This is a genomic window from Streptomyces sp. NPDC048111 (assembly GCF_043202815.1).
Taxonomy (GTDB): Bacteria; Actinomycetota; Actinomycetes; order Streptomycetales; family Streptomycetaceae; genus Streptomyces.
Genome location: NZ_JBIDBD010000001.1, coordinates 746,315 through 772,748, shown reverse-complemented (window position 1 = coordinate 772,748; position 26,434 = coordinate 746,315). Strand labels below are relative to the sequence as shown.

At 72.8% G+C, this 26,434-nt stretch carries 20 protein-coding genes; 13 read left to right on the top strand and 7 right to left on the bottom strand.

Annotation, left to right across the window (positions count from 1 at the left end):
• Window positions 1–250: 250 nt before the first annotated feature.
• Entirely contained in the window at window positions 251–1,609 is a 1,359-nt protein-coding gene (locus ACGF3I_RS03470; RefSeq protein ID WP_393129113.1) for a TerD family protein, read from the top strand.
• Between the two features lie 7 nt (window positions 1,610–1,616).
• Here ACGF3I_RS03470 and ACGF3I_RS03465 read toward each other — a convergent pair whose 3' ends face one another.
• On the bottom strand, window positions 1,617–2,864 hold the full coding sequence (locus ACGF3I_RS03465) for a glycosyltransferase (protein ID WP_393128828.1): 1,248 nt from the start codon (window positions 2,862–2,864) through the stop codon (window positions 1,617–1,619).
• A 60-nt stretch (window positions 2,865–2,924) separates the two neighbouring features.
• On the opposite strand from ACGF3I_RS03465, the gene ACGF3I_RS03460 reads away from it, so the two are divergent.
• From ACGF3I_RS03460 to ACGF3I_RS03435, 6 genes are all read left to right on the top strand, one after another.
• Window positions 2,925–3,707: a glutamate racemase gene (locus ACGF3I_RS03460; RefSeq protein WP_393128827.1), complete on the top strand. Its 783-nt coding sequence runs from the start codon at window positions 2,925–2,927 to the stop codon at window positions 3,705–3,707.
• Between the two features lie 46 nt (window positions 3,708–3,753).
• A complete protein-coding gene (locus tag ACGF3I_RS03455; RefSeq protein ID WP_393128825.1) occupies window positions 3,754–4,341 on the top strand; it encodes a hypothetical protein in 588 nt (195 codons plus the stop codon).
• 72 nt (window positions 4,342–4,413) lie between these two features.
• Entirely contained in the window at window positions 4,414–6,066 is a 1,653-nt protein-coding gene (gene lnt / locus ACGF3I_RS03450; RefSeq protein WP_393128824.1) for an apolipoprotein N-acyltransferase, read from the top strand.
• Window positions 6,067–6,099: 33 nt separating this feature from the next.
• Window positions 6,100–6,582: an NUDIX domain-containing protein gene (locus tag ACGF3I_RS03445; RefSeq protein WP_393128823.1), complete on the top strand. Its 483-nt coding sequence runs from the start codon at window positions 6,100–6,102 to the stop codon at window positions 6,580–6,582.
• 55 nt (window positions 6,583–6,637) lie between these two features.
• Window positions 6,638–7,441 carry a 3-hydroxybutyrate dehydrogenase gene (locus ACGF3I_RS03440; protein WP_393128821.1) on the top strand — a complete coding sequence of 268 codons (804 nt, stop codon included), beginning with the start codon at window positions 6,638–6,640 and terminating at the stop codon, window positions 7,439–7,441.
• 202 nt (window positions 7,442–7,643) lie between these two features.
• The gene (locus ACGF3I_RS03435; protein WP_393128820.1) at window positions 7,644–9,668 is read left to right on the top strand and encodes a helix-turn-helix domain-containing protein; all 2,025 of its coding nucleotides are present in this window, start codon (window positions 7,644–7,646) and stop codon (window positions 9,666–9,668) included.
• Window positions 9,669–9,717: 49 nt separating this feature from the next.
• On the opposite strand, the gene ACGF3I_RS03430 is transcribed toward ACGF3I_RS03435, so the two are convergent.
• The 3 genes from ACGF3I_RS03430 to ACGF3I_RS03420 form a co-directional block, all read right to left on the bottom strand.
• Window positions 9,718–11,127 carry an MFS transporter gene (locus tag ACGF3I_RS03430; RefSeq protein WP_393128819.1) on the bottom strand — a complete coding sequence of 470 codons (1,410 nt, stop codon included), beginning with the start codon at window positions 11,125–11,127 and terminating at the stop codon, window positions 9,718–9,720.
• 172 nt (window positions 11,128–11,299) lie between these two features.
• Window positions 11,300–11,785 (bottom strand): hypothetical protein, encoded by a 486-nt coding sequence (locus tag ACGF3I_RS03425; RefSeq protein WP_393128818.1) that lies wholly within the window; start codon window positions 11,783–11,785, stop codon window positions 11,300–11,302.
• Window positions 11,786–11,912: 127 nt separating this feature from the next.
• Window positions 11,913–12,455, bottom strand: coding sequence for an isochorismatase family cysteine hydrolase (locus ACGF3I_RS03420; RefSeq protein WP_393128817.1), 543 nt, complete (start codon window positions 12,453–12,455; stop codon window positions 11,913–11,915).
• 232 nt (window positions 12,456–12,687) lie between these two features.
• On the opposite strand from ACGF3I_RS03420, the gene ACGF3I_RS03415 reads away from it, so the two are divergent.
• The 4 genes from ACGF3I_RS03415 (at window position 12,688) to ACGF3I_RS03400 (ending at window position 18,453) form a co-directional block, all read left to right on the top strand.
• Complete coding sequence (locus ACGF3I_RS03415; protein WP_393128816.1) at window positions 12,688–13,887, top strand: glutamate--cysteine ligase; 1,200 nt, start codon at window positions 12,688–12,690, stop codon at window positions 13,885–13,887.
• 161 nt (window positions 13,888–14,048) lie between these two features.
• On the top strand, window positions 14,049–15,833 hold the full coding sequence (locus tag ACGF3I_RS03410; protein WP_393128815.1) for an N-acetylglutaminylglutamine amidotransferase: 1,785 nt from the start codon (window positions 14,049–14,051) through the stop codon (window positions 15,831–15,833).
• Complete coding sequence (locus ACGF3I_RS03405; RefSeq protein ID WP_393128814.1) at window positions 15,830–18,010, top strand: S9 family peptidase; 2,181 nt, start codon at window positions 15,830–15,832, stop codon at window positions 18,008–18,010. The genes ACGF3I_RS03410 and ACGF3I_RS03405 overlap by 4 nt, the downstream gene beginning before the upstream one ends.
• 197 nt (window positions 18,011–18,207) lie before the next feature.
• A complete protein-coding gene (locus tag ACGF3I_RS03400; RefSeq protein WP_393128813.1) occupies window positions 18,208–18,453 on the top strand; it encodes a DUF6158 family protein in 246 nt (81 codons plus the stop codon).
• Window positions 18,454–18,488: 35 nt separating this feature from the next.
• Here the strand turns inward: ACGF3I_RS03400 and ACGF3I_RS03395 are convergent, their stop codons facing one another.
• From ACGF3I_RS03395 to ACGF3I_RS03385, 3 genes are read right to left on the bottom strand one after another with little or no spacing between them, the layout of a single operon-like run.
• The gene (locus ACGF3I_RS03395) at window positions 18,489–19,220 is read right to left on the bottom strand and encodes a phosphodiesterase (RefSeq protein WP_393128811.1); all 732 of its coding nucleotides are present in this window, start codon (window positions 19,218–19,220) and stop codon (window positions 18,489–18,491) included.
• Window positions 19,221–19,254: 34 nt separating this feature from the next.
• Window positions 19,255–19,746: a hypothetical protein gene (locus ACGF3I_RS03390; protein ID WP_393128810.1), complete on the bottom strand. Its 492-nt coding sequence runs from the start codon at window positions 19,744–19,746 to the stop codon at window positions 19,255–19,257.
• A complete protein-coding gene (locus tag ACGF3I_RS03385; protein WP_393128809.1) occupies window positions 19,743–22,247 on the bottom strand; it encodes a molybdopterin oxidoreductase family protein in 2,505 nt (834 codons plus the stop codon). The genes ACGF3I_RS03390 and ACGF3I_RS03385 overlap by 4 nt, the downstream gene beginning before the upstream one ends.
• 347 nt (window positions 22,248–22,594) lie before the next feature.
• Between ACGF3I_RS03385 and ACGF3I_RS03380 the strand changes: the two genes are divergently transcribed.
• Complete coding sequence (locus ACGF3I_RS03380) at window positions 22,595–23,608, top strand: DNA topoisomerase IB (protein ID WP_393128808.1); 1,014 nt, start codon at window positions 22,595–22,597, stop codon at window positions 23,606–23,608.
• A gap of 550 nt (window positions 23,609–24,158) precedes the next feature.
• Window positions 24,159–26,429, top strand: a complete 2,271-nt coding sequence (locus tag ACGF3I_RS03375) for a catalase (protein ID WP_393128807.1) — start codon at window positions 24,159–24,161, stop codon at window positions 26,427–26,429.
• Window positions 26,430–26,434 lie beyond the last annotated feature (5 nt).

Below are 26,434 nucleotides of genomic sequence, written 5' to 3'. Positions count from 1 at the left end.
TAGGTCAGTGAGTGGGCGGGGCACTCGGCGGGCGGGTCTTCCATCCCAGCCGACCGCCGCCCCCGGCGAGAGCCGCGAAAGTCCCCATCTGCGGGGCGAAGGTCCCCGACGGACCGTCACCTTGTGCGACTTCCCGCGCCGCCCTCCGGGGAGGTAACCCGGGAACCCGGGCCCGGCGTCCGATCGGGCATTAGGTTGACGTACAGAAGATTCCGGGGCACCACGACGCGTGATGGGGGAGAGCATGTCCATGCTTAAAGGAGCCAACGTTCCGGTGCCGGCGCACTCGGTACGCATCGAACTCGCCTGGCGGACCGGCCCCGGTGTCCCCGACGTCGACGCCTCGGCGCTGCTGCTGACCGGCGGCCGGGTGCGCTCGGACGCCGACTTCGTCTTCTACAACCAGCCCGCCCATTCTTCGGGCGCCGTACGCCACGAAGGCAAGCGCTCGGGGCCCGGCGCCGTGACGGACACCCTCTACGTCGACCTGGCGCGGGTGGAGCCCGCGGTCGAGCGCGTGGTCCTCGCGGCCTCCGCCGACGGCGGCACCTTCGGGCGGGTCCCCGGGCTCGGCATCCGCGTCCTGGACGCGGCGGGCGGCACCGAGCTCGCCCGCTTCGACAGCCAGGACGCCACCGTCGAGACCGCCTTCATCCTCGGCGAGCTCTACCGGCGCCAGGGCGCCTGGAAGTTCCGCGCGGTCGGCCAGGGATACGACAGCGGGCTCGAAGGCCTGGCCACCGACTTCGGCATCAGCGTCGACAAGCCCCAGCAGCCGCCCGCCGCGCCGCCGAACCCGTACACACCGGCCGGCGCGTCCGGCGGGCCCACCGTGCCGCAGACCACTTGGCCGGCCGCGCCCCAGTCGCCCTACACCCCGCCCCCGGCGCCGTTCACGCCCTCGGCCCAGCCACCCGCGCGGCACACGCCGACCGCGCCGGTCCCGGCGCCGCCCACCGTCCCGACGCCCGTGCGGCTGTCCAAGGTGACGCTCACCAAGGAGGCCCCCCGGGTCTCCCTCGCCAAGCAGGGCGGCAGTTCCGGTGCGATGCGGGTCAACCTCAACTGGCAGAGCCGCAAGCAGTTCAGCGGCTGGGGGGCCAAGCTGGGACGCGCCACCGCCAACCACTCCGACCTCGACCTCGACCTGTGCGCCCTGTACGAGCTGACCGACGGCCGCAAGGGCGTCGTCCAGGCCCTGGGCAACGCCTTCGGCGCGCTCCACCAGCCCCCGTACATCCACCTCGACGGCGACGACCGCACCGGCGCCGTCGAGTCGGGCGAGAACCTCACCGTCAACCTCGACCAGAAGGACAAGTTCCGCCGACTGCTGATCTTCGTCACCATCTACGAGGGCGCCCGCAGCTTCGCCGACCTGCACGCCACCGTGACGCTCCAGCCGCAGTTCGGCGCGCCCGTCGAGTTCTTCCTCGACGAGTGCACCGTGCCCTCGACGGTCTGCGCGCTCGCCCTGATCACCAACAACGGCGGCGACCTGGTCGTCCAGCGCGAGGCCCGCTATCTGGTGCCCGCGCGCGGCGTCAGCCCGCAGCGGACCATAGACCAGGCCTACGGCTGGGGCATGAACTGGACGCCCGGCCGCAAGTGAGCGCGCCTCACGGCCGCTCGGGTGCGGCCTCGGGGCGGGCATAGGTGCGGCCCTTCCAGGCCGCACCCCGGCCGCGGTAGTGCTGCACCGCCGAGTCCACCGTCATCAGGAGATAGAGCAGCGCCGTGAACGGCAGCGCCGGGGCGAGCGCGAGCGGCTGGCGGTAGTGACGGAGCATCGGCAGATAGGTGCCGGCCATCACCAGCCAGGCGAGCCCGCCCGCCCAGGCCGCACCCCAACTCCCGCTCGCAAGGCCCGAGATGAGGGTGAGCGGCGGGGCGAGATAGACCAGCGCGAGGCCCGCGACCGTACCGGCCAGCACCAGCGGGTTGTGCCGCAGCTGGGCGTAGGCGCTGCGCGAGACCATCCGCCACAGGTCGGCCAGACGCGGATAGGGGCGCACGCTGTCCACCTGTTCCGCGAGGCCCAGCCAGACCCGTCCGCCGGACCGGCGCACCGCGCGCGCCACGGACACGTCGTCGATCACCGCCTGCCGCACCGCCTCCGGGACGCGTGCCCGCTCCGCGGCCTGAGCGCGCAGCAGCACACAGCCGCCGGCCGCGGCCGTGGCACGCGGCCTGCGGGCGTTGATCCAGCGGAACGGATACAGCTGGGCGAAGAAGTAGACGAACGCGGGCACGATCAGCCGCTCCCAGCCGCTCGCCACCCGCAGCCGGGCCATCTGCGACACCAGGTCGAAGCCGCCGCCCCGCGCCGCCGCGACGAGCCCGCGCAGGCTGCCCGCACCGTGCGCGATGTCGGCGTCGGTGAGCAGGAAGTACTCGGGGCGCCTTCCCTCAAGCCCCCCTTCTTCTCCGCGCGCCGGGTCCGCCCCGGGCCCCCCGGACCGCGCGAGCGCCATGCCCTGGCGCAGGGCCCACAGCTTGCCGGTCCAGCCGGGCTCGGGCTCGCCCGGAGCGACCACGGTCAACGGCAGGCCGCCGTGCCGGTCGGCGAGCGCCCGGGCCAGCGCGCCGGTGCCGTCCGAGCTCCCGTCGTCCACCAGGAAGATCTCGGCGCGGCCCGGATAGTCCTGGCCGAGCAGCGACGGCAGGCTCAGCGGCAGCACCTCCGCCTCGTCGCGGGCGGGCACCACCACGGCGACATCCGGCCAGTCCGTGAGGTCCGCGAGCGGTGGCAGCCGCTGGTCCGTACGCCAGAAGAAACCCTGCCCGAGCAGCAGCCAGAGCCAGACGACCAGGGACACCACGGCGATCCATACGAGGGCGCTCACCCGCCGCAGTCTGCCGCACATCCCGGTCCGCGCACGGGACCTCGGCCGGTTTCGCCGGGGGCCGTCGACTATGGTGACCGGGTGAAGATCGCGCTCATGGACTCCGGAATCGGCCTGCTCGCCGCGGCCGCCGCGGTACGCCGCCTACGGCCCGACGCCGAACTCGTGATCTCGTCCGACCCGGACGGCATGCCGTGGGGGCCGCGTACGCCCGAGGGCATCAGGGAGCGCGCCCTCGCCGTCGCACAGGCGGCGGCCGGCCTGCGGCCCGACGCCCTGATCATCGCCTGCAACACCGCGTCCGTGCACGCCCTGCCCGCGATCCGGGCCGCTCTCGAACCCGCGATCCCGGTGATCGGCACGGTCCCGGCGATCAAGCCCGCCGCGGCCCGCCGCGAGCCCTTCGCGATCTGGGCCACCCCGGCCACCACGGGGAGCCCGTACCAGCGCGGACTCATCGGCGAATTCGCCGACGGCGTGCCCGTCACGGAGGTGCCCTGCCCCGGCCTCGCCGAGGCCGTGGAGCGCGCCGACGACGCCGCCATCGACCGGGCCGTCGCGCTCGCGGCCGCGCTCACCCCGCCCGACGTGAGGACCGTCGTCCTGGGCTGCACCCATTACGAGCTGGTCGCCGAACGCATCCGTACGGCGCTGCGCCCGAACGGCGGCCCGCTCACCTTCTTCGGCAGCGCCGAGCCCGTGGCGGCCCAGGCCCTGCGCCGGGCCGGCCTCCTGCCGGCGCCCGACGCCGCCCAGGTCGCAGGCCTGACGGTGCTGCTCAGCGGGCGCCCCGGAAGCCTCCCCGACGTGGCCCTTGCCTACCCCGAAGGGCGCCTCCTGCAGGCCGTCAGCCCCGCTCACTGAGCGTACGGCGGTGCCACCGGAGCGGAACCTGAGTACCCTGCTAGACATGAGGGAACCGTCCCGGGAGTACCCCACGCCCCCCGAGCCCCGCACCGGATCCGGCGCCGTCGAGCCGCCGCCGGAGGTCTGGATCGGCCGGGCGACCAACCGTGTCCAGTGGCTCCTCGCCATCGCCGGTGCGGCCTGCATCGCCCTCGGCGTCGAGCTCGCCGTCGACTCGACGTGGACGTCCGGCGTCCTCGCGCTGCTGATGTCCGTGATCGGCTGCCTGGCGGCCGGTGTACTCGTCCTCTTCGGAACCCTCGCCTTCGTGCACGTCGCGGTCAAGGTCGACGACGACTGCCTGGAGGTGCGCTGCGGCCACATCGGGCTGCCGCGCCGCCGCATCCCCCTCGACCATGTCGTCGGGGCCGACTTCGTGGCCAGTGTCACCCCGCGCCAGTGGGGCGGCTGGGGCTACCGCTGGCGCCCCGAGATCGGCACCGCCGTCGTCGTGCGCCGGGGCGAGGGCGTGGCACTCAAGCTGGGCGACGGGCGCGTCTTCACCGTGACCGTGGACGACGCCGAAGCGGCGGTCGGGGTCATCCGCGACCGCCTGCGCCTGCTCGGCGCCACCAAGTCCCTGAAGGCCTGACGTCCGCGGGGCACCCTCCGCCCCGGCCGCCGGACTCCCCGGCCCACAGGGACCCGCCGTAGACTCCGCCGGGTGAGCACCACCGAAACCCCCACCACCGAGCCGGAACGGCTCGGACCGCGACCTGACGCGCCCGCGCGGCTGCGGACACTGCTGCACCGTCTCGTCGGGCCCGCCGTGGCCGTGCTCGGTGGCGTGCTCCTGTACCTGAGCTTCCCGCCCCGCCCGCTGTGGTGGCTGGCGCTGCTCGCGTTCGCCGTGCTCGGCGGTGTGCTGCGCGACCGGACCTGGAAGGCGGGTCTCGGTCTCGGTTACCTCTTCGGCCTCGGCTTCCTGCTGCCGCTCCTCGTGTGGACCGGGGTGGAGGTCGGCCCCGGACCCTGGCTGGGGCTCGCCGCCATCGAGGCCCTGTTCATCGGCGCGGCGGGCGCGGGCATGGCCGTGGTTTCCCGGCTTCCGCTGTGGCCGGTGTGGTCGGCGGCCCTGTGGACCGCGGCCGAGGCGGCCCGCGCCCGGGCGCCGTTCGGCGGGTTCCCCTGGGGCAAGATCGCCTTCGGTCAGGCCGACGGCACCTTCCTGCCGCTGGCGGCGCTCGGCGGCACGCCCGTACTGGGCTTCGCCGTGGTGCTGTGCGGCTTCGGTCTCCACGCGTGCGTGCGCCAGGCCCTGCGGCTCCGCGGCGCCGGACCGCTGCGCACAGCACTGCGGCTGCCGGAACCCGCAGGCGTGCGCAAGGGCGCGGTGGCGACGGCGCTCCTCACCGTCGTCGTACCGGTCGCCGCCGCCCTCGGCGCCCGCGGCCTGGTCAGCGACGCCGCGCAGGACGGCACCGCGACCGTCGCCGTGATCCAGGGCAACGTGCCCCGCCTCGGCCTCGACTTCAACTCCCAGCGCCGGGCCGTGCTCGACTACCACGTACGCGAGACCCTGCGGCTCGCCGACCGGGTCAGGGCCGGCCAGGAGCCGCAGCCGGACTTCGTCCTGTGGCCGGAGAACTCCTCGGACGTCGACCCCTTCGCGGACGCGGACGCCGGCGCCGTCATCGACCAGGCGGCCAAGGCCATCAACGCACCCATCTCGGTCGGCGCCGTGGTGGGCGGCTACGGAGCCAAGCTCTACAACGAGCAGGTCCAGTGGGACCCGAAGCTCGGCCCGGTCGCGACGTACGACAAGCGCCAGATCCAGCCCTTCGGCGAGTACATCCCGCTGCGCGGCCTCATCGGCACCTTCGCCCCCGGTTACACCTCCATGGTCCGCGAGGACTTCGACCGGGGCACCAGGCCGGGCGTGTTCACCATGGCGGGCACCAAGGTCGGTATCGCCACGTGTTACGAGGCCGCCTTCGACTGGGCGGTGCGCGACACCGTCACCTCGGGTGCCCAGCTGATCTCCGTACCGAGCAACAACGCCACCTTCGACCGCAGTGAGATGACCTATCAGCAGCTCGCCATGTCCCGGGTGCGGGCCGTCGAGCACAGCAGGACCGTCACCGTGCCGGTCACCAGCGGCGTCAGCGCCGTGATCATGCCGGACGGCAAGGTCGTCCAGAAGACGGCCATGTTCACCCCGGCCTCGCTCGTCGCCAAGGTGCCGCTGCGCTCCTCGCAGACGCCCGCGACCCGGCTGGGCACGCTGCCCGAGTGGCTGCTCGTCGCGACGGCGGCCGCGGGTCTGGCCTGGGCGGTCACCCGGACCGTACGCGACCGCCGGCGGACGCGGGCCTGAAGGCCTGTTCCGGACGGCCATTAGGGTCGGGGCATGGCAACTCCTGACTTCATCCAAGACATCCGGGCCCTCGCCGGGCACCAGCTGCTCCTGCTGCCGGGTGTGAGTGCGATCGTCTTCGACGACGACGGCCGGGTGCTGCTCGGCCGTCGCGCCGACACCGGCCAGTGGTCGACGATCGGTGGGATTCCGGAGCCGGGGGAGGAGCCCGCCCACACCGCGGTCCGCGAGGTGTACGAGGAGACGGGCGTGCGGTGCGTGGCCGAGCGGGTCGTCCTGGTGGAGGCCGGGCAGTCCACCATCACCTATCCCAACGGCGACCAGTGCCGGTTCATGGACATCGCCTTCCGCTGCCGCGCCGTCGGGGGCGAGGCGCGCGTGAACGACGACGAGTCCCTCGAAGTGGGCTGGTTCGCCCTGGACGCCCTGCCCGCCCTCAGCGAGTTCGCCCTGTTCCGCATCAAGCAGGCCCAGTCCGACGGCCCCACATGGTTCCAGCCCAGTACTGAGCACTGAAGTATGTGGGCCGACCACATGGGGGGCCGAGGAGCCCCTGCCTAGGGTCGAGAACATGACCGTGCCTCTCGCTCCCGCCCCTTTCCCGCCCGCCGTCACCGTCGACCTGAGGGGCCGCACCGCCCTGGTCACGGGCGCCGCGAGCGGCATCGGACAGGCCTGTGCGCTCCGTCTCGCCGCGGCCGGGGCGCTGGTCAGGGCGGTGGACCGGGACGCGACCGGCCTGAAGGAGCTCACCGCGCTCGCCGCGGGACACGACGGCACGGTCGAGCCCGTCGTCCTGGACCTGACCGACCTCGACGCCGCCGAACGGGCCGCCGCCGGAGCGGACGTCCTGGTGAACAACGCGGGGCTCCAACTGGTGCGCCCCATCGAGGAGTTCCCGCCCGATGTCTTCCACACCGTCCTCACGGTGATGCTGGAGGCGCCGTTCCGGCTGATCAGGGGCGCACTGCCGCACATGTACGCGCGAGGGTGGGGCCGCATCGTCAACCTGTCGTCGGTCCACGGGCTGCGGGCCTCAGCTTTCAAGTCGGCCTATGTGGCCGCCAAACATGGCCTGGAGGGCCTGTCCAAGACCGCCGCCCTCGAAGGCGCCCCGCACGGCGTCACCTCGAACTGCGTCAACCCCGGGTATGTGCGCACGCCCCTGGTGGAACGGCAGATCGCGGACCAGGCAGCGGCGCACGCCATCCCCGCGGAACGCGTCCTCGCCGAGGTCCTGCTCAAGGACACGGCACTCAAGCGGCTGGTCGAGCCGCACGAGGTCGCCGAAGCGGTGGCGTACCTGTGCACGGCGCAGGCGTCCTTCATCACGGGTACGTCCCTGACGCTCGACGGAGGGTGGACGGCTCACTGACCCGGGGCCGGGGCCGGGGCCGGGGCGGGGGCCGGGGCCGAGGTCGGGGCCGGGGCGGGGGGCCCGGGCCAGGCTTAGGGGTGGCTCCGGCCGGGGTGGCCCGACCGAAGCCCGGGCCTCTCCGAACCCGCTTGTCCTGCACCCCTCAACAGTTGTCCACAGGCCTGGCGAGGCCGTCCGTTCGGCAGGTATCCCTGTGACCATGTCCCACGACGACCAGCGACTCAGCGATCCCCAGCACCTGGGCGATCCCCGGCAACCCGGCGATCTCCACCAACGCAGCGACCTCAGGCAACCCGCGGACCTCAGGCAACCTGCCGACCTCAGGCAACTCGTCGGCCGCCCCGAGGCCCCCTACCTGGCGCTCCTCGCCCGTGGCGCGCCCGCGGAGGCGTACGACCGCCCGGTGCTCCTGGCCCGGGCGGACGGTGCCGGCCCCGAGACGCTGGCCGCCCTGGACGCCGCGAAACGGCTCGCCCTGCGCGTACGGGCCGATCTCGAAGGGCGCCGGCGCCGGGAGGCCGAGCTGTCCGCGCTCTTCGAGACCGCCCACGACCTGGCGGGCCTGCGCGATCTGGACGCGGTGCTGCGCGCCATCGTGCAGCGGGCCCGCTCACTGCTCGGCACGGAGGTCGCCTACCTCAGCCTCAACGACCTTGCGGCGGGCGACACTTACATGCGGGTGACCGAGGGGTCGGTCGCCGCCCGCTTCCAGCAGCTGCGCCTCGGCATGGGTGAGGGGCTCGGCGGCCTCGTGGCGCAGACCGCCCGCCCGTACGTCACCGCGAGCTACTTCGAGGACGACCGCTTCCAGCACACGAGCGCCATCGACTCGGGTGTGCGGGACGAGGGGCTCGTCGCGATCCTCGGCGTGCCGCTGATGCTCGGCAGCACCGTGATCGGAGTGCTGTTCGCGGCCGACCGCCATCCGCGCGTGTTCGCCCGTGAGGAGATCGCCCTGCTCGGTTCCTTCGCCGCGCACGCCGCCGTCGCCATCGACACGGCCAACCTCCTGGCCGAAACCCGGTCCGCGCTGGCCGAGTTGGAGCGGGCGAACGAGACGATCCGGGATCACAGCGCGGTCCTGGAGCGGGCGTCGGAGGTGCACGACCGGCTCACCGAACTGGTGCTGCGCGGCGGCGGAGTGCGCGAGGTGGCCGACGCGGTCTCCGAAGTCCTGCACGGCGCCGTCGAGTTCGCGGACGCCGACTCGGCCGAGGCCGCGGCGCTGCGGCTCGGCGACAGCGACGGCCACGCGCTGCGCCACGGCGAGGACTGGCTCGCCGGGGTTTCGGCCGGGGGTGAACTGCTGGGCGCCCTCGTCCTGCACGGCCACGCCGCCCTCGACCCCGTCGACCGGCGCACCCTGGAGCGCGCCGCCCTGGTCACCTCGCTGCTGCTGCTCGCCCGGCGCTCGGCGGGCGAGGCCGAACAGCGGGTCAGGGGTGAGCTGTTGGACGACTTCCTGGACGCGCCGGGCCGCGATCCGAGGCTGCTCCGCGAACGCGCGGCCCGGCTGAGGGCCGACCTGGACGCCCCGCACGTGGTGCTCGCCGCCCGTACCGAGGGCACCGACCCCGGGAGCGCCGCGCGCAGGACGGCCGAGCGCCGGCGCATCGGCTCCGCCGCCGCGTACCTGGCCGCGACCCGGCACGGCCTCGCCTCCGCCCGCGACGGCGGCACGGTGCTGCTGCTCCCGCTGGGCCCGGGTGAGGTCCCGGCCGAGGTCGCCCGGCAGGCGGCGAAACAGCTGAGCGGCGCCCTGCACGAGCCGGTCACGGTCGGTGCGTCGGCCGTGGTGACGGCGCCGGCCAGTACACCCGCGGCGGTCGGCGCGGCCTATGCGGAAGCCCGCCGCTGCCTGGAAGCACTGCGCCTGCTGGGCCGTTCCGGTGAAGGCGCAGCAGCCCAGGACCTCGGCTTCCTCGGGCTGCTGCTCGCCGACGCCCGCGACATCGGCGGCTTCGTCGACCGTACGATCGGCGCGGTCGTGGCGTACGACCGACGGCGCGGCACGGACCTGGTCCGCACCCTGGACGCCTACTTCGCGAACGGCATGAGCCCGGCCCGTACGCGAGAGGAGCTGCACGTCCATGTGAACACGGTGGCGCAGCGCATCGAGCGGATCGGCCGCCTCCTCGGCCCCGACTGGCAGTGCCCGGCCCGAGCCCTGGAGATCCAGCTGGCGCTGCGCCTGCACCGGGCGTCCCCGGCGCTGACACCCTGAGGCGGCGGGCGACCACGCCCGCCGCCGCACCCCCAACCGGGCTGTTCCTTCAGGCAGTTCGGGCATCGGGAACATCGACGGCGGATCCGCCGTCGCCCATGGCCGACCCGTGCGCGGCACGGTCCGCCCCACCGTCGCCGACCCGTCCCAGGTCCCGCTCCCGGGTCTCCTGCGCACACCCGATGGCGACGACGGTGAGCAGGACGGCGGCGATGACATACAGGGCGATGGGTGTCGACGACCCGTAGTCGGAGAGCAGGGCCGTCGCGATGAGCGGGGCCGGCGCGCCCGCCGCGACGGAGGAGAACTGCGCCCCGATGGAGGCCCCCGAGTAACGCATCCGGGTCGCGAACATCTCGGAGAAGAAGGCGGCCTGGGGCGCGTACATCGCCCCGTGGAAGACCAGGCCCACAGTGACGGCGACGACCAGACGGGCGAAGCCGCCGCTGTCGATCAGCGCGAAGAACGGGAACATCCACGCGCCGACGCCGAGAGCGCCGATCAGATACACCGGCCGCCGCCCGATCCGGTCCGAGAGCGCTCCCCAGGCCGGGATGACGACGAAGTGCACGGCGGAGGCGATGAGTACGGAGTTGAGCGCGGTCTGCTTGGCCATTCCGGCCGAGGCCGTCGCGTACACCAGAATGAAGGCGGTGATCACGTAGTAGCTGATGTTCTCGGCCATCCGGGCCCCCATCGCGACCAGGACATCGCGCCAGTGGTCCCGGAGCACCGCGACCAGCGGCAGCCGCTCGGTCACGGTGTCCGCCTCACGTGCCTGCGCCCGGGCCAACGCGGTCTTGAACACCGGGGATTCGTCGACCGAGAGCCGGATCCACAGTCCGACGAGCACGAGCACACCCGACAGTAGGAACGGTATGCGCCAGCCCCATGCCGTGAACGCGGCGTCACTGAGGAGCGCGGTGAGCGCGGACAGCACCCCCGCCGCGAGCAGCTGCCCCGCCGGTGCTCCGGTCTGCGGCCACGACGCCCAGAACCCGCGCCGCCGGGCGTCCCCGTGTTCCGACACCAGCAGCACGGCGCCGCCCCACTCGCCGCCGAGGGCGAAGCCCTGCACCAGACGCAGCGCCGTGAGCAGCACGGGAGCCGCGGCCCCCACAGTGGCGTGGGTGGGCAGCAGTCCGATCCCGAAGGTGGCCCCGCCCATCATCAGCAGGCTCACCACGAGTAGTTTCCTGCGCCCGAGCCGGTCCCCGAAGTGCCCGAAGACGAGCGCCCCGAGCGGCCGCGCGGCGAACCCGACGGCATAGGTGAGGAAGGACAACAGGGTCCCGACCAGCGGGGCGGACTCCGGAAAGAACAGCTTGTTGAACACGAGCGCGGCGGCCGACCCGTACAGGAAGAAGTCGTACCACTCGATGGTGGTGCCGATGAGACTGGCGGCCACGATGCGCTTGAGGTTGGCGGCGGGCGGGGGAGCGGTTGCGGGGGAGGACATCGGCACCACTTCCTGGCGTTCGACGGGGGACGACTGGGTGTCGCCATACCGTAGGAAGGCGCAGGTCAGCGGCGTATGTGGTGGGGCACCATAGTTCCGGGCGGCGGAGTGCGCGCGGCCACCATGACTCGGCCCCGGCCACTCCTCAACGTTCAGGACGACTCAGCAACGTTCAGGACGACGCGGAGTCGCCCGTCTCGTCGCCCCGCCCTGGCGCCGTTTCCGGCCGGGCGGCGTGGTCGGGATGCCCCCGGGTGCGGCGCCGCTCCTTCAACTCGGCCTCGTACAAATGGTTTCTGCCGTCCGCGAGCCGCCGGCGGGCATCGGCTTCGATGCCTTTGAAGGGCTCGTAGTAGGTGGCGTCGTAGGCCTCGACGATCTGGAACGTCCAGTGCCCGGGAATGACGTTGCGGCCCAGCACCTCGTGCGTCACCCGGTCCGCCCACTCCTCGTGGCCCGCCTGGCGCAGCAGTCGTACGGCACGGTCGAGTTCGAAGTCGGCGGTGCCGGTCAGCTGATGGAAGGCGTACAGGTTTCCGCGTGCCCGCTCGGTCGTCTCCAGGGCCTTCGACAGGGCGCCGAGCGCCTCCACCGTGGCGTCCGAGACACCGTCGGGACGCTTGTGATCACGATCCGGGCCGTCGCACTGTTCGTTCATGCCTGCATGTGTGTCCCGCAGCGCGGCACTCACTCCACCGTCCGCCCGCGCGGCCTAAGCCCCCGGGGGCATGGCCCGGCGCCCCCGCCGTGCCGGGTACGCATCCCCCACGCGTCCCGCACAGGGGTCAGCGCCAGGCGGCCGTCTCGTGCGTACTTTGGACGGTGGCCCCCATGTTGCGCCGCATCATCTCGAAGGCGGCCTGTGCGAGGTCCTCATGGATATGGGCGACCGCGTCATGGGGGACGGTGACGTCGAAATGGCGGATGTGGGCGTCTAGCGCGGAGTACAGCACACACTGTTCGGTGACCTGCCCGCACAGCACCACATGATCGACGCCCAGCCGTGTGAGCAGGTAGGCGAGGGGTGTTTCGTAGAAGATCGAATGCCGTGCCTTGACCACGAACAGCGAGTCGTCGTCCGGCTGGATCGGCTCGACCAGGCGGGCGTTCTCGCCGTCCAGCGCCAGCTGGAGCAGCTCGCCGTGGTGCGAGCGCCACTGGCCGAAGTTGTCGTTCACATAGATGACCGGCACATCGGCGGCCCGGGCCGACTCCAGGAGCCGAACCACCTGGGGGAGGGCCTTTTCGGCGGAAGGCAGCAGGAGTTCCGCGTCGGGGTGGTCATAAGTGTTGATCATGTCGATGACGATGAGTGCGCTTTTCCCCATACACCCATGGTGAACCCCGGCGGGTCCTCCTGCTCACGAGGGGGTTCATGAGGGGGCCCGCTCATATGTGAGCCCAGTGGCAGACGGGCACAGGGCGCATATGTGGCGGTGTGCGGGGCACTCGCCGATGGTGGTGAGACGCCCGCCCCGTCGGATGTGACCCGTCCGGATGTGAGCCACCCGGGCGGTCACACAGGGTCGCGGGAAGGCACACAGGGGCCAAGGAGTCACCGTGAACGTGCGCATCGGAGTCGAGGAAGAGTTCCACGTCCTCGAGGCGGAAAGCGGCTTGCTCGTACCGGGTGCCGCCTCGATCCTGGGACGGCTGTCCGGGCCCGGCTTCACCACCGAACTTCACCAGTCCACCGTCGAGTCGAACAGCAAGGTGCACACCTCGCTGCACGACCTGTACCTCGACCTCGCCGGGATGCGACGCCAACTCGACAGTGCCGCTTCGTCGGCCGGACTCGCCGTCGTCGCTTCGGGCACGGCGCCCCTCACCCCGGCCGGCTCGGGCCGCCCGACGGCCGATCCGCGGTACCGGCGCATGGTGCGTGAATACCGGCAGGTCGCCGACGAGCAGTTGATCTGCGGCGCACAGGTTCATGTGGACGTGCCCGACCGGGACGCGGCCGTCCGGGTCATGTGCGTCGTCTCGCCCTGGCTCCCGGCGCTGCTGGCCCTGTCGGCCAGTTCCCCGTTCTGGCAGGGGGCCGACACCGGCTACGCCAGCTGGCGCACGATGCTGTGGCAGCGCTGGCCCACCGCGGGCCCGGCCGGCTGTTTCGCGAGCGCGGCCGACTACGACACCGCGGTACGCGACCTCGTCCGCTCCGGCGTCATCAGTGACGCGGGAATGATCTATTACGACGTCCGCCCCTCCGCGCACGCGCCGACCCTCGAACTGCGCATCTGCGACGCGTGTCCGCGGGTGGAGACCGTGACGCTCGTCGCGGGGCTGTTCCGCGCGCTGGTGACCGACGCCCTGCGACTGCTGCACGAGGAACCCGGCTGGGTGTGTCACGGGCGGCACGAGCTGCTGCGGGGCGCCTCGTGGCGGGCCGCTCGCTCCGGACTCCAGGGCTCGCTGGTCGACCCCGTGACCCACCGGGAAGCGCCCGCGGCGCAGGTGGTGCGGCACCTGCTGACCCGGCTCCGCCCGGCGCTCGAAGCCAGTCGCGACTGGGACGGCGTGGAGGCGCTGACGAACGAGACGCTCGCCCAGGGCGACACCGCCCAGCGCATCCGGGAAGTGGCGCGAGAAGAAGGTCTGCGGGCCTGCGTCGACCTGCTGATCGCCGAAACCCGTGGCCAACGGCGAACGGGCCGACGGCCCTCGCTCGCAGCACGGCGCCTTTCGCCCTACCTCGTGCTGCCCGGCGGCGTCTCCGACGTCGGCACGACAGAGCCGATCGGTCCGATCGGCGGCTGACGGCCCACCCCGCCCCTTGCTGCGGCGCCACCGCCAACAGCATTGAGTGACAGGAGAGTTGAGATGTTCCCCAACGCCCCGAGGCGTACGTCCCGGCCACCGGAGTCGAAACCTTCGATGCCGCACCCGAGGGGTGCCGCCCGCGAGGGAGGCGACCTCCGATGTGTGGCCTGAGCGGAGAGATCCGCTTCGACGGGAAGCGCCCGGACACGGCGGCGGTGATGCGCATGAACGACCGCATGGCCGCCCGCGGACCCGACGGGGACGGGACGTGGACCCGGGGCGCGGTGGCCCTGGGGCACCGTCGTCTCAAGATCATCGACCTGTCCGACCGGGGATCACAGCCGATGACCGATGCCCAGGGCGGTGTCACGGGCGTCTTCAACGGCTGTGTGTACAACTACCGCGAACTGCGCGAGACCCTGCGGCACAAGGGGCATCGCTTCGAGTCGACGTCCGACACCGAGGTCGTGCTGAAGGCGTACCAGCAGTGGGGCACGGCGTGTGTGGAGCACTTCCACGGCATGTTCGCCTTCGCGCTCGTCGAGCACCGCACCGGACGGGTGGTCCTGGCCCGGGACCGGCTCGGAATCAAGCCCCTGTACGTGGCCGCCACCGCCGAGCGGTTGCGCTTCGCGTCCACGCTGCCCGCCCTCCTGGCCGCCGGGGACGTGGACACGTCCCTCGACCCGGCGGCCCTGCACCAGTACCTCAGCTGGCACGCCACCGTCGCCGCGCCGCGCACCGTACTCAACGGGGTGCGCAAGCTCCCGCCGGCCACGGTGCGCGTGGTGGAGCCGGACGGAACCCAGCGCGACCGGCGGTACTGGCAGCCGACGTATGCGCGCAGGCCCGAGCACGCCGGAATGTCCCTGGACGAATGGCGGGACGCGGTCCTGGACGCCCTGCGCACGGCGGTGCGCCGCCGCATGGTCTCCGACGTCCCCGTCGGCGTCCTGCTCTCCGGCGGACTGGACTCCAGCCTGATCGTCGCGCTCCTCGCCGACGAGGGGCAGCACGACCTGAAGACGTTCAGCGTCGGGTTCGAGGCCGAGGGGGGCGAGGAGGGCGACGAATTCGCGTACTCCGATCTGGTGGCGCGTGAATTCCGCACCGACCACCGGCAGTTGATGGTTCCCTCGGGCCGCGTGTCGGCCGCGCTGGACGACGCCGTCGCCGCGATGAGCGAGCCCATGGTCAGCCACGACGTGGTCGCGTTCCATCTGCTGGCCGAGCAGGTGTCCCAGGAAGTGAAGGTCGTGCAGAGCGGGCAGGGCGCCGACGAGGTCTTCGCCGGCTACCGCTGGTACCCGGAACTGGCCGGCGTCGCCCGCGAGGACGAGCCGGAGCAGTACGCCAGGACGTACTTCGACCGTGCCCACGCCGACCTCGCCCGGATCCTGCGGCCCCACATGCTGGCGGCCGAGGACGTCTCCGGCCGCTTCGTCACCGAGCACATGGCCGTGCCCGGAGCGGAGACCGCCCTGGACGCGGCCCTTCGCCTCGACACCCACGTCATGCTCGTGGACGACCCGGTCAAGCGGGTCGACAACATGACCATGGCATGGGGCCTCGAAGCGCGGGTGCCCTTCCTCGACCACGAACTCGTGGAACTGGCGGCCGCCTGTCCGCCGGAGTGGAAGCTGGCGGACGGCGGCAAGGGGGTCCTCAAGGAGGCCGGCCGCAAGCTCCTGCCGCGCGAGGTCGTCGACCGGCCCAAGGGCTACTTCCCGGTACCGGCCATCCGGCACATGGCGGGCCCCGTCCTGGAGCGGGTGCGCACGGTGATGGAAGCCCCCGAGGCCAAGCGGCGCGGGCTCTTCCGCGACAGCTATGTGGCCGAGCTCCTCGCGGCGCCCGACGAGCACCGGACCAGGCGCGGGGCGAACGCACTGTGGCAGGTCGCTCTGCTGGAAATGTGGCTGCAGACCCACGGGATCACATGACTGGCGAAGCCTTCCCGCCCCCAGCCGAGGCGGCCCCCACGGGGCCGCGACCCGCTCCGGACCCGAGAGGGCCGGGAGCGGACGTCGACGGGACGGACGGGTCCGCGGCGCAGCCGCCGTCCGCCTGGCCGGGACCCGCACCGGCCCTGCTCCCGGACGCGGCCGGGCCACTGGAGGCGGTCACCGTGGTCCGGGCGCACGGATGCTGGTGTCCCAGCGCCGGTCCCGACGGCACACAGGCGGCCTTCATCTGTGACCGGGGCGGCGTTCCGCAGCTGTGGGCGGGGCCCGTGGACGGCGCGGACGTCCGGCTCCTGGACGGCTCGCCGGACCCGGTCACCGAGGTGTCCTGGTCACCGGACGGCCGGTGGATCGCCTACACCGTCGCTCCGGGCGGCGGTGAGCACACGCGGGTACTGGCCGTGCGGCCCGACGGGACCGGCCGCCGCGTCCTGGCCGGCGGTGAGCCGGGAAGCTCCGCCCACCTCGGCTGCTGGAGCCACGACGGCTCGGCGGTCGCCGTGACCGTCGCCGCCCCCGCCGTCCAGCCGGCGCACGTGCCCGGAGCGCTCGCGCCGGCGGGGGTCGTAGCGTCGCGTACGGAGTGGACCGAACGGGACGGCCACGCGACCCTCCTGGGCGGGACCCCGCACGACACCGGACCCGGCGCACGGGCGGAGCCCCGCCCCCCGGACCTCATGGCACCGGCCGCCGATTCCGCCACGGCGCCGGCCGGAGGTGACCTGTCGGCCTATCTCGTCGACCCCGACGCCCTGACCTCTCCCGTGCTGCTGGCCGCCGAATCGGACGCCGCGTCCCTGCGCGTGTGCGACCTCAGCCGCGACGGCACGCTCGCGCTGCTGCGCAGAGGGCCGCGCGGACGCCGGGCGGCCGTGATCCGGCGCACGGCGGACCGTTCGACGCCCTTCGTGATGCCCGTCGCCGACGGAGACCCGTGGATCGGCCGGTTCTCGTCCGACGCACGTACCCTCTGGCTGCGCAGCGACGCCGACCGCGAGCACGCGGCACTGTTCGCGGTCGCCCTCGACGCCGCCGGCCGGCCGCTCGGCCGCTCGGTGCAGGCCGAACGAGAGGGCCAGGAACTGGAGTTGCTCTCCCTGAGCAGGGACGGCGAAACGGCGGTGCTGGCCTGGAATGTCCAAGGGGCGAGCGAGGTCGAACTCCTCACGGGCCCCGGAGCACCCGCCCGCGCCGCGCCCCTCTCCCTGCCGCACGAGGTCGTCACACGGATCGCGCCGGCCGGACCGCACGGGCTGCTCCTCGCGCTCTCCGGTTCGCAACGGCGGCCCGGGGTGTGGCGGGCGTACGCGGGACTGCCGCCGGCGCGCACCCCGTGGTCGTCGCGCGACGTCGAGGCCGTCGCTCCGGGCCGCCCGCCCGTACGCCCCCTCCCGCTGCGCTTCTCCGCACGGGACGGGCTGCCCCTCAGCGGTTGGTACTACCGGGCCCCGGGGCGCGGCCCGGGAGAGCGGGCGCCCTGCGTGATCCACCTGCACGGTGGCCCCGAGGAGCAGGAGCGTCCCGTGTTCGACCCGCTCTACCACGAGTTGCTCGGTCGTGGGCTCGACGTCTTCGCTCCCGACGTCCGCGGTTCGTCCGGGCACGGCACGTCCTTCGTCGAGGCCGATCTCGGCGCGGGCCGCTTCGCCGCGCTGGACGACGTCGCGGACTGCGCCGCGCACGCCGTCACCGCGGGACTCGCCGACCAGGCCCGGCTGGGGGTCATGGGGCGCTCCTACGGCGGATACCTGACGTTCGCCTCGCTCGTGCGGCATCCGGAGCTGTTCCGCACCGGCGTCGCCGTCTGCGGGATGTCCGACTTCCTGACGTTCTTCGCCGGCACCGAGTCATGGATCGCGGAGTCCGCGGCCCACAAGTACGGGCACCCCGAACGAGACCGGGAGCTGTTGCGCGCCCTCTCGCCGATGAGCCGCATCGACAGGCTGCGCGCGCCGGTGCTCGCCGTGCACGGCGAGCACGACACGAACGTTCCGCCGCGCGAATCCGAACAGTTCATCCGCGCGGCCCGCGAACGGGGCGTCCCCGCCGCCCTGTTGACGCTGCACGAGGAAGGCCACGACTTCCTGCGCGCGGACAACCGCCGGCTGTTCCGCCGCACCGCGGCGGACTGGATGGAACGCCACCTGCGGACGTGAGCGGACGCCGGGGCCGGCCCTGGGTGCGGCCGCCCTGGCCCCTGGCCAGGCCCCGGCCCCGCAGGAACCCGTCCCGTGGCTTCGTTCTCCGGTGCGCCACCCCGGGCGGACCCCGCCCGGGGGTCGCATGATGGAAGGGGAATCCGGGCGGCGGGCGGCGCGTCCGGGGAAGCGGGGGCGACGAGGAAGGATGCGCGATGGCGGACCGTGAAGCCGGGCGTTCGGCCCGGGACCTGGCAGACGACCACCTGCTCAGAGAGCTGGAATCCGTTCACCGCACGCGCCACGAGACCCTGCTGCACGGGTCGGACGACGCCCTGGCCACCCATACGCGGCGTATGCAGGAGCTGGAGGACGAGTACCTGCGGCGCCATCCGGAGCGCTCGCAGGCCGCGGGCCGCACCCGATCGGGCGCCCGCGCGCGCGTCGGCGAAGAGGGCTGATACCCCCGGGCCCCACTGCCCCCACAGGTGGGGCCTCAGCGTGGTGCCGGAGCATGGCGGCCCCGCCGCGAGCCCGCGTACGCGCCCATGCGCAGACGGGCGAGGCGCGGCGTCGGACGGAAGGACGGCAGGAAGTTCAGGTAGGGGTCGAAGGCGACCGGGGTGTCGTCCGCCGGCGGGCGCACGGTGAGCTGGGCGAAGGTGCGCCAGGTGCCACCGGGGCCCGCGGCGCGGAGTTCGAAGCAGAGCGTGCGTCGCGACACGGCCCGCGCGAAGCCGCGCCGCGTGGCCGGGACGGGCCGGACGCCGGGAACGGGGAAGGCGGCCACGACGGCTGTGCGGGCGCCCACCCGGTAGCCGAGCAGAGTGGAGTACGGCCCCGCGGTGGCGGCGCCGCGCAGGCGCGGGACGTGCCGCATGAGGCGACCGCCGCCCGCCGTCGTCATCAGCAGGTCCACGGTCCGCCCCTGCGCGTCCTGAGTGCGCAGGGCCAGGCCCGCGCCGTCGGGCAGCGCGTCCGGCAGGCCCAGGGCACGGGACCATCGGCCGGTGACCGGGTAACGCCCGGGCGCGTCAAGCCAGTTGACGCCCCACGCGGCGCCGTCGTCGGGCCGCATGGTGAGGTCTCCGTCGAAGCGCACACCGCGCGTATGCAGGGCCGGCCCGCGCCGCACCGCCGCGATCAGTCTCGCCGCCGTACGGACCGCCAAGTGGGCTCCGCGCGCGTGCGACGGACTCGCCGTGCCGCTGTCGTGCTCCGTCACCATGGCAAGGCCCTCGAAGGTCGATAGCTCCGGCGGATCACAGGCTGGTCAGCACCTGTGGACACACATTTTTGATCATGGTGTTGGTCCAGCGCATCTGCCGCAGGTTCTGCGGGTGGCACGACGAGGCGAGCGCAAGGAGCCGCTGCTCCCTCGCCGCCCGGGCCGTCTGGGCCAGCATCTCCCAGTGCAGGGAGTTCTCCGCGGCGGCCAGGTGCAGCTCACGGAGGTCGCGCAACAGCAGCAGTCCGGGCTCCGGTCGGCGCCCCACCGTCTCCGCGACCCTTTCCCGCAGCGCCGAAACGAATCCCGCGTGCGAAGCCGAGGGTGCCTCACTCACGTTCAGTCCGTAGTGACGGGAGATGTCCGCGATGCGCTCCACATGCTCGGTGGACCAGCGGGCCAAGTCCGTGGCCACATGGTGCACTTCGTGTTCCGTACGGTGGCGTTCCGCGGCGGCGAGCAGCTCCTGCGCCAGATGCCGCTCGCCGCGGTGCAGCACGCGCAGCGTCAACGTGATCCCGTTCACCGGCCGTTCTCCTCTCGGGCGCTCCGACTGCCGCCCTGCGTCTGTGGGACCTCCTGCGTGACCCGGGCGTCGCCGCCCCCTGTCGTCGGCGCCACGTTCGCCGCGTCCCGGGCCGGTGCGGAGGCCGCGGTCGTCGGCGCGGGGGCCGCCCTTCCGCCGCCGCGTTCGACCAGGGTCAGCGCGGCGGCGGCCGTCTTGAACAGGGGTTGTTTGGAGGCCGGGTCCCAGTCGGTGATGGTCGCCTCGTTCGCGGCCCGCCCGGGTGTCCTCCCGTCGGGGCCGGACCCCGCCGCGGTGTCCCAGTAGCCGTAGTGGAACGGCACGAACAGCAGACCGCGGCGGATGTCGGTGACCCGCACCCGGGCCCGCAGGGAGCCGCGCGGGGAGGAGACCTCCGTCAAGTCCCCCTCGGCCAGGCCGAGTTCGTCGGCGTCGAGAAGCGACACCTCGACCCACACGTCCGGCGCCGCACTGTTCAACTGCGGGGCGCGGCCCGTCTTGGTGCGGGTGTGGAAGTGGTAGATCGTGCGGCCGGTGGTGAGCTGGAAGGGGTAGCGCTCGTCGGGCCGCTCGTGCGGGGGAATGTAGGCGGCGGCTTTGAGCATCGCCTTGCCGTCCGGGTTCAACGAGCGGTACTCCACCGGCTCCTGGGCGGCGCCGGTCTCCAGGTCCTTGCCGTACGCCTCGCAGTGGTCCGGGTCGGCCCAGCTGATGCCGTCCGTGTAGAGGCGTTCGGTTCCGTCGGGGGCCTCGTCGTTGCAGGGCCACTGGATGCCGCTCGGGCCGCGCAGTCTGTCGTAGGTGAGGCCGGTGTAGTCGCACGGGCGGCCCGCGCTGCACCGCTTCCAGGCCTCGAACGCCGACTCGGGATCGTGCCAGGGGACGAGGGGGGCGTCGTCCTTGTCGCGGAAGTCCATGCGCGCCGCGTAGTCGAGGAAGATGTCGAGGTCCGGTTTGGCCTCACCTGGCGGCTCGACGGCCTTCTCGCTGAGGTGCACCGTGCGGTCGGCGTTGGTGAAGGTGCCGGTCTTCTCGCCCCAGGTCGCGGCGGGCAGCACCACATCGGCGAGCTGGGCCGTCTCGGTCAGGAACAGGTCCTGGGCCACCACGAACAGGCGCTCCTGGGACAGGATCGACCGGATGCGGGCCAGCTCGGGCAGGGACACGGCCGGGTTGGTGCCACTGATCCACAGCATGCGCAGGGAACCCTGCTCGGCGTAGCGGAAGATCTGCATGGCGTGGGTCGGCGGCGCGTAGTGCGGGATCTGCGACGGGTCCACGTTCCACACCGAGGCGAGGTCGGCGACGTGGTCGTCGTTCTGCCAGTTGCGGAAGCCCGGGAGGTCGCCGTTGGCCCCGCACTCACGGGTGTTCTGCGCGGTCGGCTGGCCGTTCATCTGGAGCACGCCCGCCCCGGGGCGGCCCAGCATGCCCCGGAGGAGGTGCAGGTTGTTGACCTGGACGGCGGATGCGGTCGCCTGGTGGGACTGGTACACGCCCTGGAGCACCGTGGACAGGAGGCGTTCGGCGCCGCCCAGGAGTTCGGCCGCCTCCTCGATGCGGGCGGCCGGGACGTCGCAGATGGCGGCGGCCCAGGCCGGGGTGCACTCCTCGACCTGCTTCTTCAGCTCCTCGAAGCCGACCGTGTGGGCCTCGATGTAGTCGTGGTCGATCCGGTCGGTGCGGATGATCTCGTGGAGGAGCGCGTTGAGCAGCGCCAGGTTCGTACCGCCGCGCGGCGCCAGGTGCACGGCGGCCCTGCGGGCGACGGCGGTGGGGCGCGGATCCACGCAGAGCAGCCGGGGCGGGTCGCCGCCTTCGAGGCGGTCGAGGATGCGCATCCACTGCACCGGCTGGGTCTCGGCGATGTTGTGGCCGAACAGCGCGATCACATCGGCGTGGTCGATGTCGTCGTAGCTGCCGGGCTGGCCGTCGCAGCCGAAGGTCTCCTTGAGCGCCTCCGCCGCGGTGGAGGTGCACATCCGGGTGTTGCCGTCGAGGTGGTTCGTTCCGATGCCCGCCCGGGCCAGGACCGCCAGCGTGTAGTACTCCTCCAGGAACAGCTGGCCCGAGGTGTAGAAGCCGATCGAGCCGGGCCCGTTCTCCCGGAGCAGGTCCTGGGAGCGGGACACGACACACTCCATGGCCGTGTCCCAGTCGGTCTCGACCAGGCGCCCGTTCTCCCGCACCAGCGGCCGGGTGAGCCGGTCCGCGGAGGCGTTGGCCTGCCACCCGAAGAGGTCCTTCGGACCGAGCCGGCCGTGGTTCACGCGGTCGTCCGCCCGTCCGCGCACCCCGACCATGCGCCCGTCGCGCACGGCGATGTCCATCGCGTCCCCGTCGGAGTGCAGGATGGAGGCCGCGCGCACCCACTGCTGCACATCGGCTTCCGTCGTCCCCTCGGCGAGATGGGTGTCGACGCGCACCGGCCAGGGTGCGCGCCGGGCGTAGGGCGTACGAGCCCCCCACGGTTGCGCGATCCGGTCCACCGAAGCCTCCATGCCGTGCCTCCCAGCGCCATCGCCGACACGGTGCGAGTCGGTGCCGTCCCCCAGTACCCCCCATTGGGGTTTTCCGACACCGCCCCTGCGCGCTGGATCGGCCCGCGGGCGCCCACATGGGGGAAGAAGACACCTCAACGGGCGAAGTGGTGGTGCGAGGGCCCAGGGGCCGCCCGTTCGGCGCCGGCATCCACTGCCACCGCGGGCCGCGCGCAGCCGCGTCGCGGGCAGCGGAGTGCGTCCGGTGCGAGTGGGTACCGTTCAGCAGCGCGGTGGCGTTCGGGACCGCGGGGACGGCCGGCGGCGGACGCGCCCGGCAGGCACAGGTGATCTTGCGAGGAGGCGCGGTGCGGCTACGGACCAGCGATCCCCACCGGCCCGGGCTGGGCCGGGTGCGGCACGGCCGGGGATTTCGTTACCTCGACCGCGAGGGCGCGGCCCTCACGGACACGGCCGAACTGCGTCGCCTGCGCGCTCTGGCCGTCCCTCCGGCGTGGCAGGACGTGTGGCTCTGCCCCTGGCCCAACGGGCACCTCCAGGCGGTCGGTACGGACGACGCGGGGCGCCGCCAGTACCTCTACCACGAAGAGTTCCGGGCCCGGCGCGAGGAGGCCAAGCACGCCCATGTGCAGGAAGTCGCCAGGGCCCTGCCGCGGCTGCGCGAGGCGGTGGCCGAGGCGCTGAGCGCGCGAGGGCTCGGACGGGGCCGCGTGCTCGCCTGCGGCGTACGCCTGCTGGACCTCGGCTTCTTCCGCGTGGGCGGCGAGAGTTACTCACGCGAGCACCACACATACGGGCTGACCACCATGTTGCGGGACCACGTGTCGTACGCCCGGGGCGAGCTCGCCTTCCGCTACCCCGGCAAGGGGGGCAAGCAGCAAGTCAGGGCGCTGGTCGATCCGGGGGCGTACGCCACGGTCAGGGCGCTCCTGAGGCGGCGGGACGGCGGCCCGCGACTGTTCGCGTACTGGGAAGGGCGCGCCTGGCACGAGGTGCACGGTGCGGATCTCAACGAGGCGCTGCGCGCACTGTCCGGCGCCGAGATCACCGCCAAGGACTTCCGGACATGGCACGCCACCGTGCTGGCGGCGGTCGGCCTCGCGGTCTCGGAATCCGTCGCGCGGCGCTCCGACGCGGCCCGGCGGCGCGCGGTGGTGCGCGTGGTGCGCGAAGTGAGCCACTACCTCGGCAACACGCCCGCCGTGTGCCGCGCCTCCTACATCGACCCCCGGGTCATCGAGTTGTACGAACAGGGGCGCACCATCGCCTCCGACCTCGACGAACTCGGCGCGGACGCGGACTACGGGCATCCCTCCACCCAGGGGCCCGTCGAAGAGGCGGTCCTGCGACTCCTCGCGTGACGCCGGCCGCTCGGGAAGGTGCCGCCGCAACGGGCACCTTCGTAGCGGGGACGTCATGCCGGCGTCGTCGCGCCCGTGCCGGGCAGGGCATGCGAGTGGTCCCGCGTGCCGAACGAGTGACGCCCCGCCGTTCGCGCCCTCGTACGTCAGCGACGCGAATCCTTGAACACGCAGGTGCGCCGAAAAGGCGCGCGGCCTTCATGGCCTGAAACCACGTCGTTTCCCGAGGGCCCGGGCGGGATACACGGGGTGCGTGAACATCGCCGGGACATAGGGGGATATCCGGTGCGGTCCAAGCCGCGCCGATGCCCGGCACACGCGTACAGCGAGCCCGGAGAGCCATGCCCTGTGCTGACCGCCGGCCCCGTCGGCGGGCCCTCGGCGGGCGCATGCGACCGCACTTGATCGCCATCGTCCCCGCTCCTTCGCACGCCGCGGCAAGCGGGTCGCATCGTCTCGCGGACCAGGGCTCGTCTCGCGGACCAGGCGCCCCAGCGCCCCCCTCAACCACCGTTCTGCACGACCCCACCCGCACCAAGGAGCAGCAGAGATGACCGAGCGCAACCCCATCAAAGCCGCGGCGAACAAGGTCGCTGACGCGCTGACCGGCGAGGGCTCCGGCCCCGGGGACAAGATCCCGGGTGCGCCCGCGCCGACCGCCCCCCAGGTGGCGGAGCCGACCGCGCCGGTCGAGCCGCTGCCGCCCAAGGCGGATCAGCACGGCCCCGAGACCGTGAGCCCCACCGGTCAGCCGACGGGCGCGGAGCAGGCCCGGATGGCGCAGAGCGGTGCGTACCTGACGACGGCCCAGGGTGCCCGGCTGCACGACACCGATCACTCGCTCAAGGCCGGGCCGCGCGGGCCGGTGCTGCTCCAGGACCACCATCTGCGCGAGAAGATCACGCACTTCGACCATGAGCGGATTCCGGAGCGCGTGGTCCACGCCCGCGGTGCGGCGGCCCACGGCGTTTTCCAGGCGTACGGGAACGCGGCCGAGGTCACCAAGGCCGCCTTCTTGGCCGAGGGCGCCGAGACACCGGTCTTTGTACGCTTCTCCACCGTCCTCGGCTCGCGCGGCTCCGCCGACACCGTGCGCGACACGCGCGGCTTCGCGACGAAGTTCTACACCGAGGAGGGCGTCTTCGACCTGGTCGGCAACAACATCCCGGTCTTCTTCATCCAGGACGCCATCAAGTTCCCGGACATCGTCCACGCCGGAAAGCCCCACCCCGACCGCGAGATCCCGCAGGCCCAGAGCGCCCACGACACGTTCTGGGACTTCGTCACCCTGCACACCGAGGCCACTCACCACACGCTGTGGAACATGTCCGACCGCGGCATCCCGCGCTCGTACCGGACGATGGAGGGCTTCGGCGTCCACACCTTCCGCCTCGTCAACGCCGAGGGTGTGACCACGCTGGTCAAGTTCCACTGGAAGCCCAAGCTCGGGGTGCACTCGCTGGTCTGGGAAGAGGCGCAGATCGCCGCCGGGGTCGACCCCGACTTCCACCGCCGTGACCTCGCCGACGCCATCGAGGCCGGGGCGTTCCCGCAGTGGGAACTGGGGATCCAGACGTTCCCCGACACCGCCGAGCAGACCTTCGAGGGCATCGACCTCCTCGATCCGACGAAGATCGTCCCCGAGGAGCTCGCACCGGTCCAGCCGATCGGCCTGCTGACCCTCAACGCCAATCCGTCGAACTACTTCGCCGAGACCGAACAGGTCGCCTTCCACGTCGGCCACCTCGTCCCCGGCGTCGACGTCACCAACGACCCGCTGCTCCAGGGCCGGCTCTTCTCCTACCTCGACACCCAGCTCACCCGCCTCGGCGGCCCCAACTTCGGTCAGCTCCCCATCAACCGCACCCACGCCCCGGTCAACGACATGCTGCGCGACGGCATGCACCAGACCGCGGTGCACCGAGGCGTCGCGCCCTACCGGCCCAACAGCCTCGACGGCGGATGCCCCTTCACCGCCGGAGCGGACGCGGGAGCGTTCATCGAAGTGCCGGCCCCGGTGGCGGCGAGCAGGAAGGTGCGGGAGGCGTCCGCCTCCTTCGACGACCACTTCAGCCAGCCGCGCCAGTTCTGGCTCAGCATGACCCCGACCGAGCGCGAGCACATCATCGCCGCCTACACCTTCGAACTGGGCAAGTGCTACGAGCAGGCGATCAAGGAACGCGCGCTGGGTGTACTCGCCAACATCGACCCGCAGCTGTGCGAACAGGTCGCCACCGGCCTCGGCCTCCCCGCCCCCGCCGCGACCCTCCCGCTCACCGATCTCGAACCCAGCCCCGCCCTGTCCCAGATCGGCGAGACCTGGCCGCCGGACGGCCGGATCATCGGGATCGTGGCCGACGGGGCCTGCGACCTCGACGGCGTCAGGGCCGTCCGCCGGGCGGTCCTGGACGCGGGCCTGGTCCCCCTGGTGATCGCCCCCGCCGGGGGCACCCTCGACGCCGGCGGCGATCCGATCACCGTCCAGCGGACGTTCGCCACGGCGCGCTCCGTCGAATTCGACGCCATCCTCATGGCCGGCGCCCCCGCCCCCGGCGCGGACGGCTACGCGGCACGGGACGCCAAGGCCACCGACGCCCCCACCCCGACCGACCCCAGGGTGCTGCTCCTGCTGAACGAGGCCTTCCGGCACTGCAAGGCCCTCGGGCTGTGGGGGGACGCCGCCACCGTCCTGCCCGCGGCCGGCATCCCGGCCGACGCCCCGGGTGTGATCGACGGAGGCACGGGCAGCGCCACCCTGGAACAGGTCATGCACCTGCTGGGCGCCCACCGCGTCTGGGAACGCTTCACCACCAGGGCCTAGCCGGT

Excerpts from the sequence above, each read along its gene's own strand:
- ACGF3I_RS03445 (WP_393128823.1), top strand. The coding sequence starts at position 6,100 with ATGGCAACTCCTGACTTCATCCAAGACATCCGGGCCCTCGCCGGGCAC.
- ACGF3I_RS03455 (WP_393128825.1), top strand. The coding sequence starts at position 3,754 with ATGAGGGAACCGTCCCGGGAGTACCCCACGCCCCCCGAGCCCCGCACC.
- ACGF3I_RS03395 (WP_393128811.1), bottom strand. The coding sequence starts at position 19,220 with ATGGTGACGGAGCACGACAGCGGCACGGCGAGTCCGTCGCACGCGCGC.
- ACGF3I_RS03470 (WP_393129113.1), top strand. The coding sequence starts at position 251 with ATGCTTAAAGGAGCCAACGTTCCGGTGCCGGCGCACTCGGTACGCATC.
- ACGF3I_RS03420 (WP_393128817.1), bottom strand. The coding sequence starts at position 12,455 with ATGGGGAAAAGCGCACTCATCGTCATCGACATGATCAACACTTATGAC.
- ACGF3I_RS03410 (WP_393128815.1), top strand. The coding sequence starts at position 14,049 with ATGTGTGGCCTGAGCGGAGAGATCCGCTTCGACGGGAAGCGCCCGGAC.
- ACGF3I_RS03405 (WP_393128814.1), top strand. The coding sequence starts at position 15,830 with ATGACTGGCGAAGCCTTCCCGCCCCCAGCCGAGGCGGCCCCCACGGGG.
- ACGF3I_RS03385 (WP_393128809.1), bottom strand. The coding sequence starts at position 22,247 with ATGGAGGCTTCGGTGGACCGGATCGCGCAACCGTGGGGGGCTCGTACG.
- ACGF3I_RS03375 (WP_393128807.1), top strand. The coding sequence starts at position 24,159 with ATGACCGAGCGCAACCCCATCAAAGCCGCGGCGAACAAGGTCGCTGAC.
- ACGF3I_RS03465 (WP_393128828.1), bottom strand. The coding sequence starts at position 2,864 with ATGTGCGGCAGACTGCGGCGGGTGAGCGCCCTCGTATGGATCGCCGTG.
- ACGF3I_RS03425 (WP_393128818.1), bottom strand. The coding sequence starts at position 11,785 with ATGAACGAACAGTGCGACGGCCCGGATCGTGATCACAAGCGTCCCGAC.
- ACGF3I_RS03440 (WP_393128821.1), top strand. The coding sequence starts at position 6,638 with ATGACCGTGCCTCTCGCTCCCGCCCCTTTCCCGCCCGCCGTCACCGTC.
- ACGF3I_RS03400 (WP_393128813.1), top strand. The coding sequence starts at position 18,208 with ATGGCGGACCGTGAAGCCGGGCGTTCGGCCCGGGACCTGGCAGACGAC.
- ACGF3I_RS03435 (WP_393128820.1), top strand. The coding sequence starts at position 7,644 with ATGTCCCACGACGACCAGCGACTCAGCGATCCCCAGCACCTGGGCGAT.
- ACGF3I_RS03430 (WP_393128819.1), bottom strand. The coding sequence starts at position 11,127 with ATGTCCTCCCCCGCAACCGCTCCCCCGCCCGCCGCCAACCTCAAGCGC.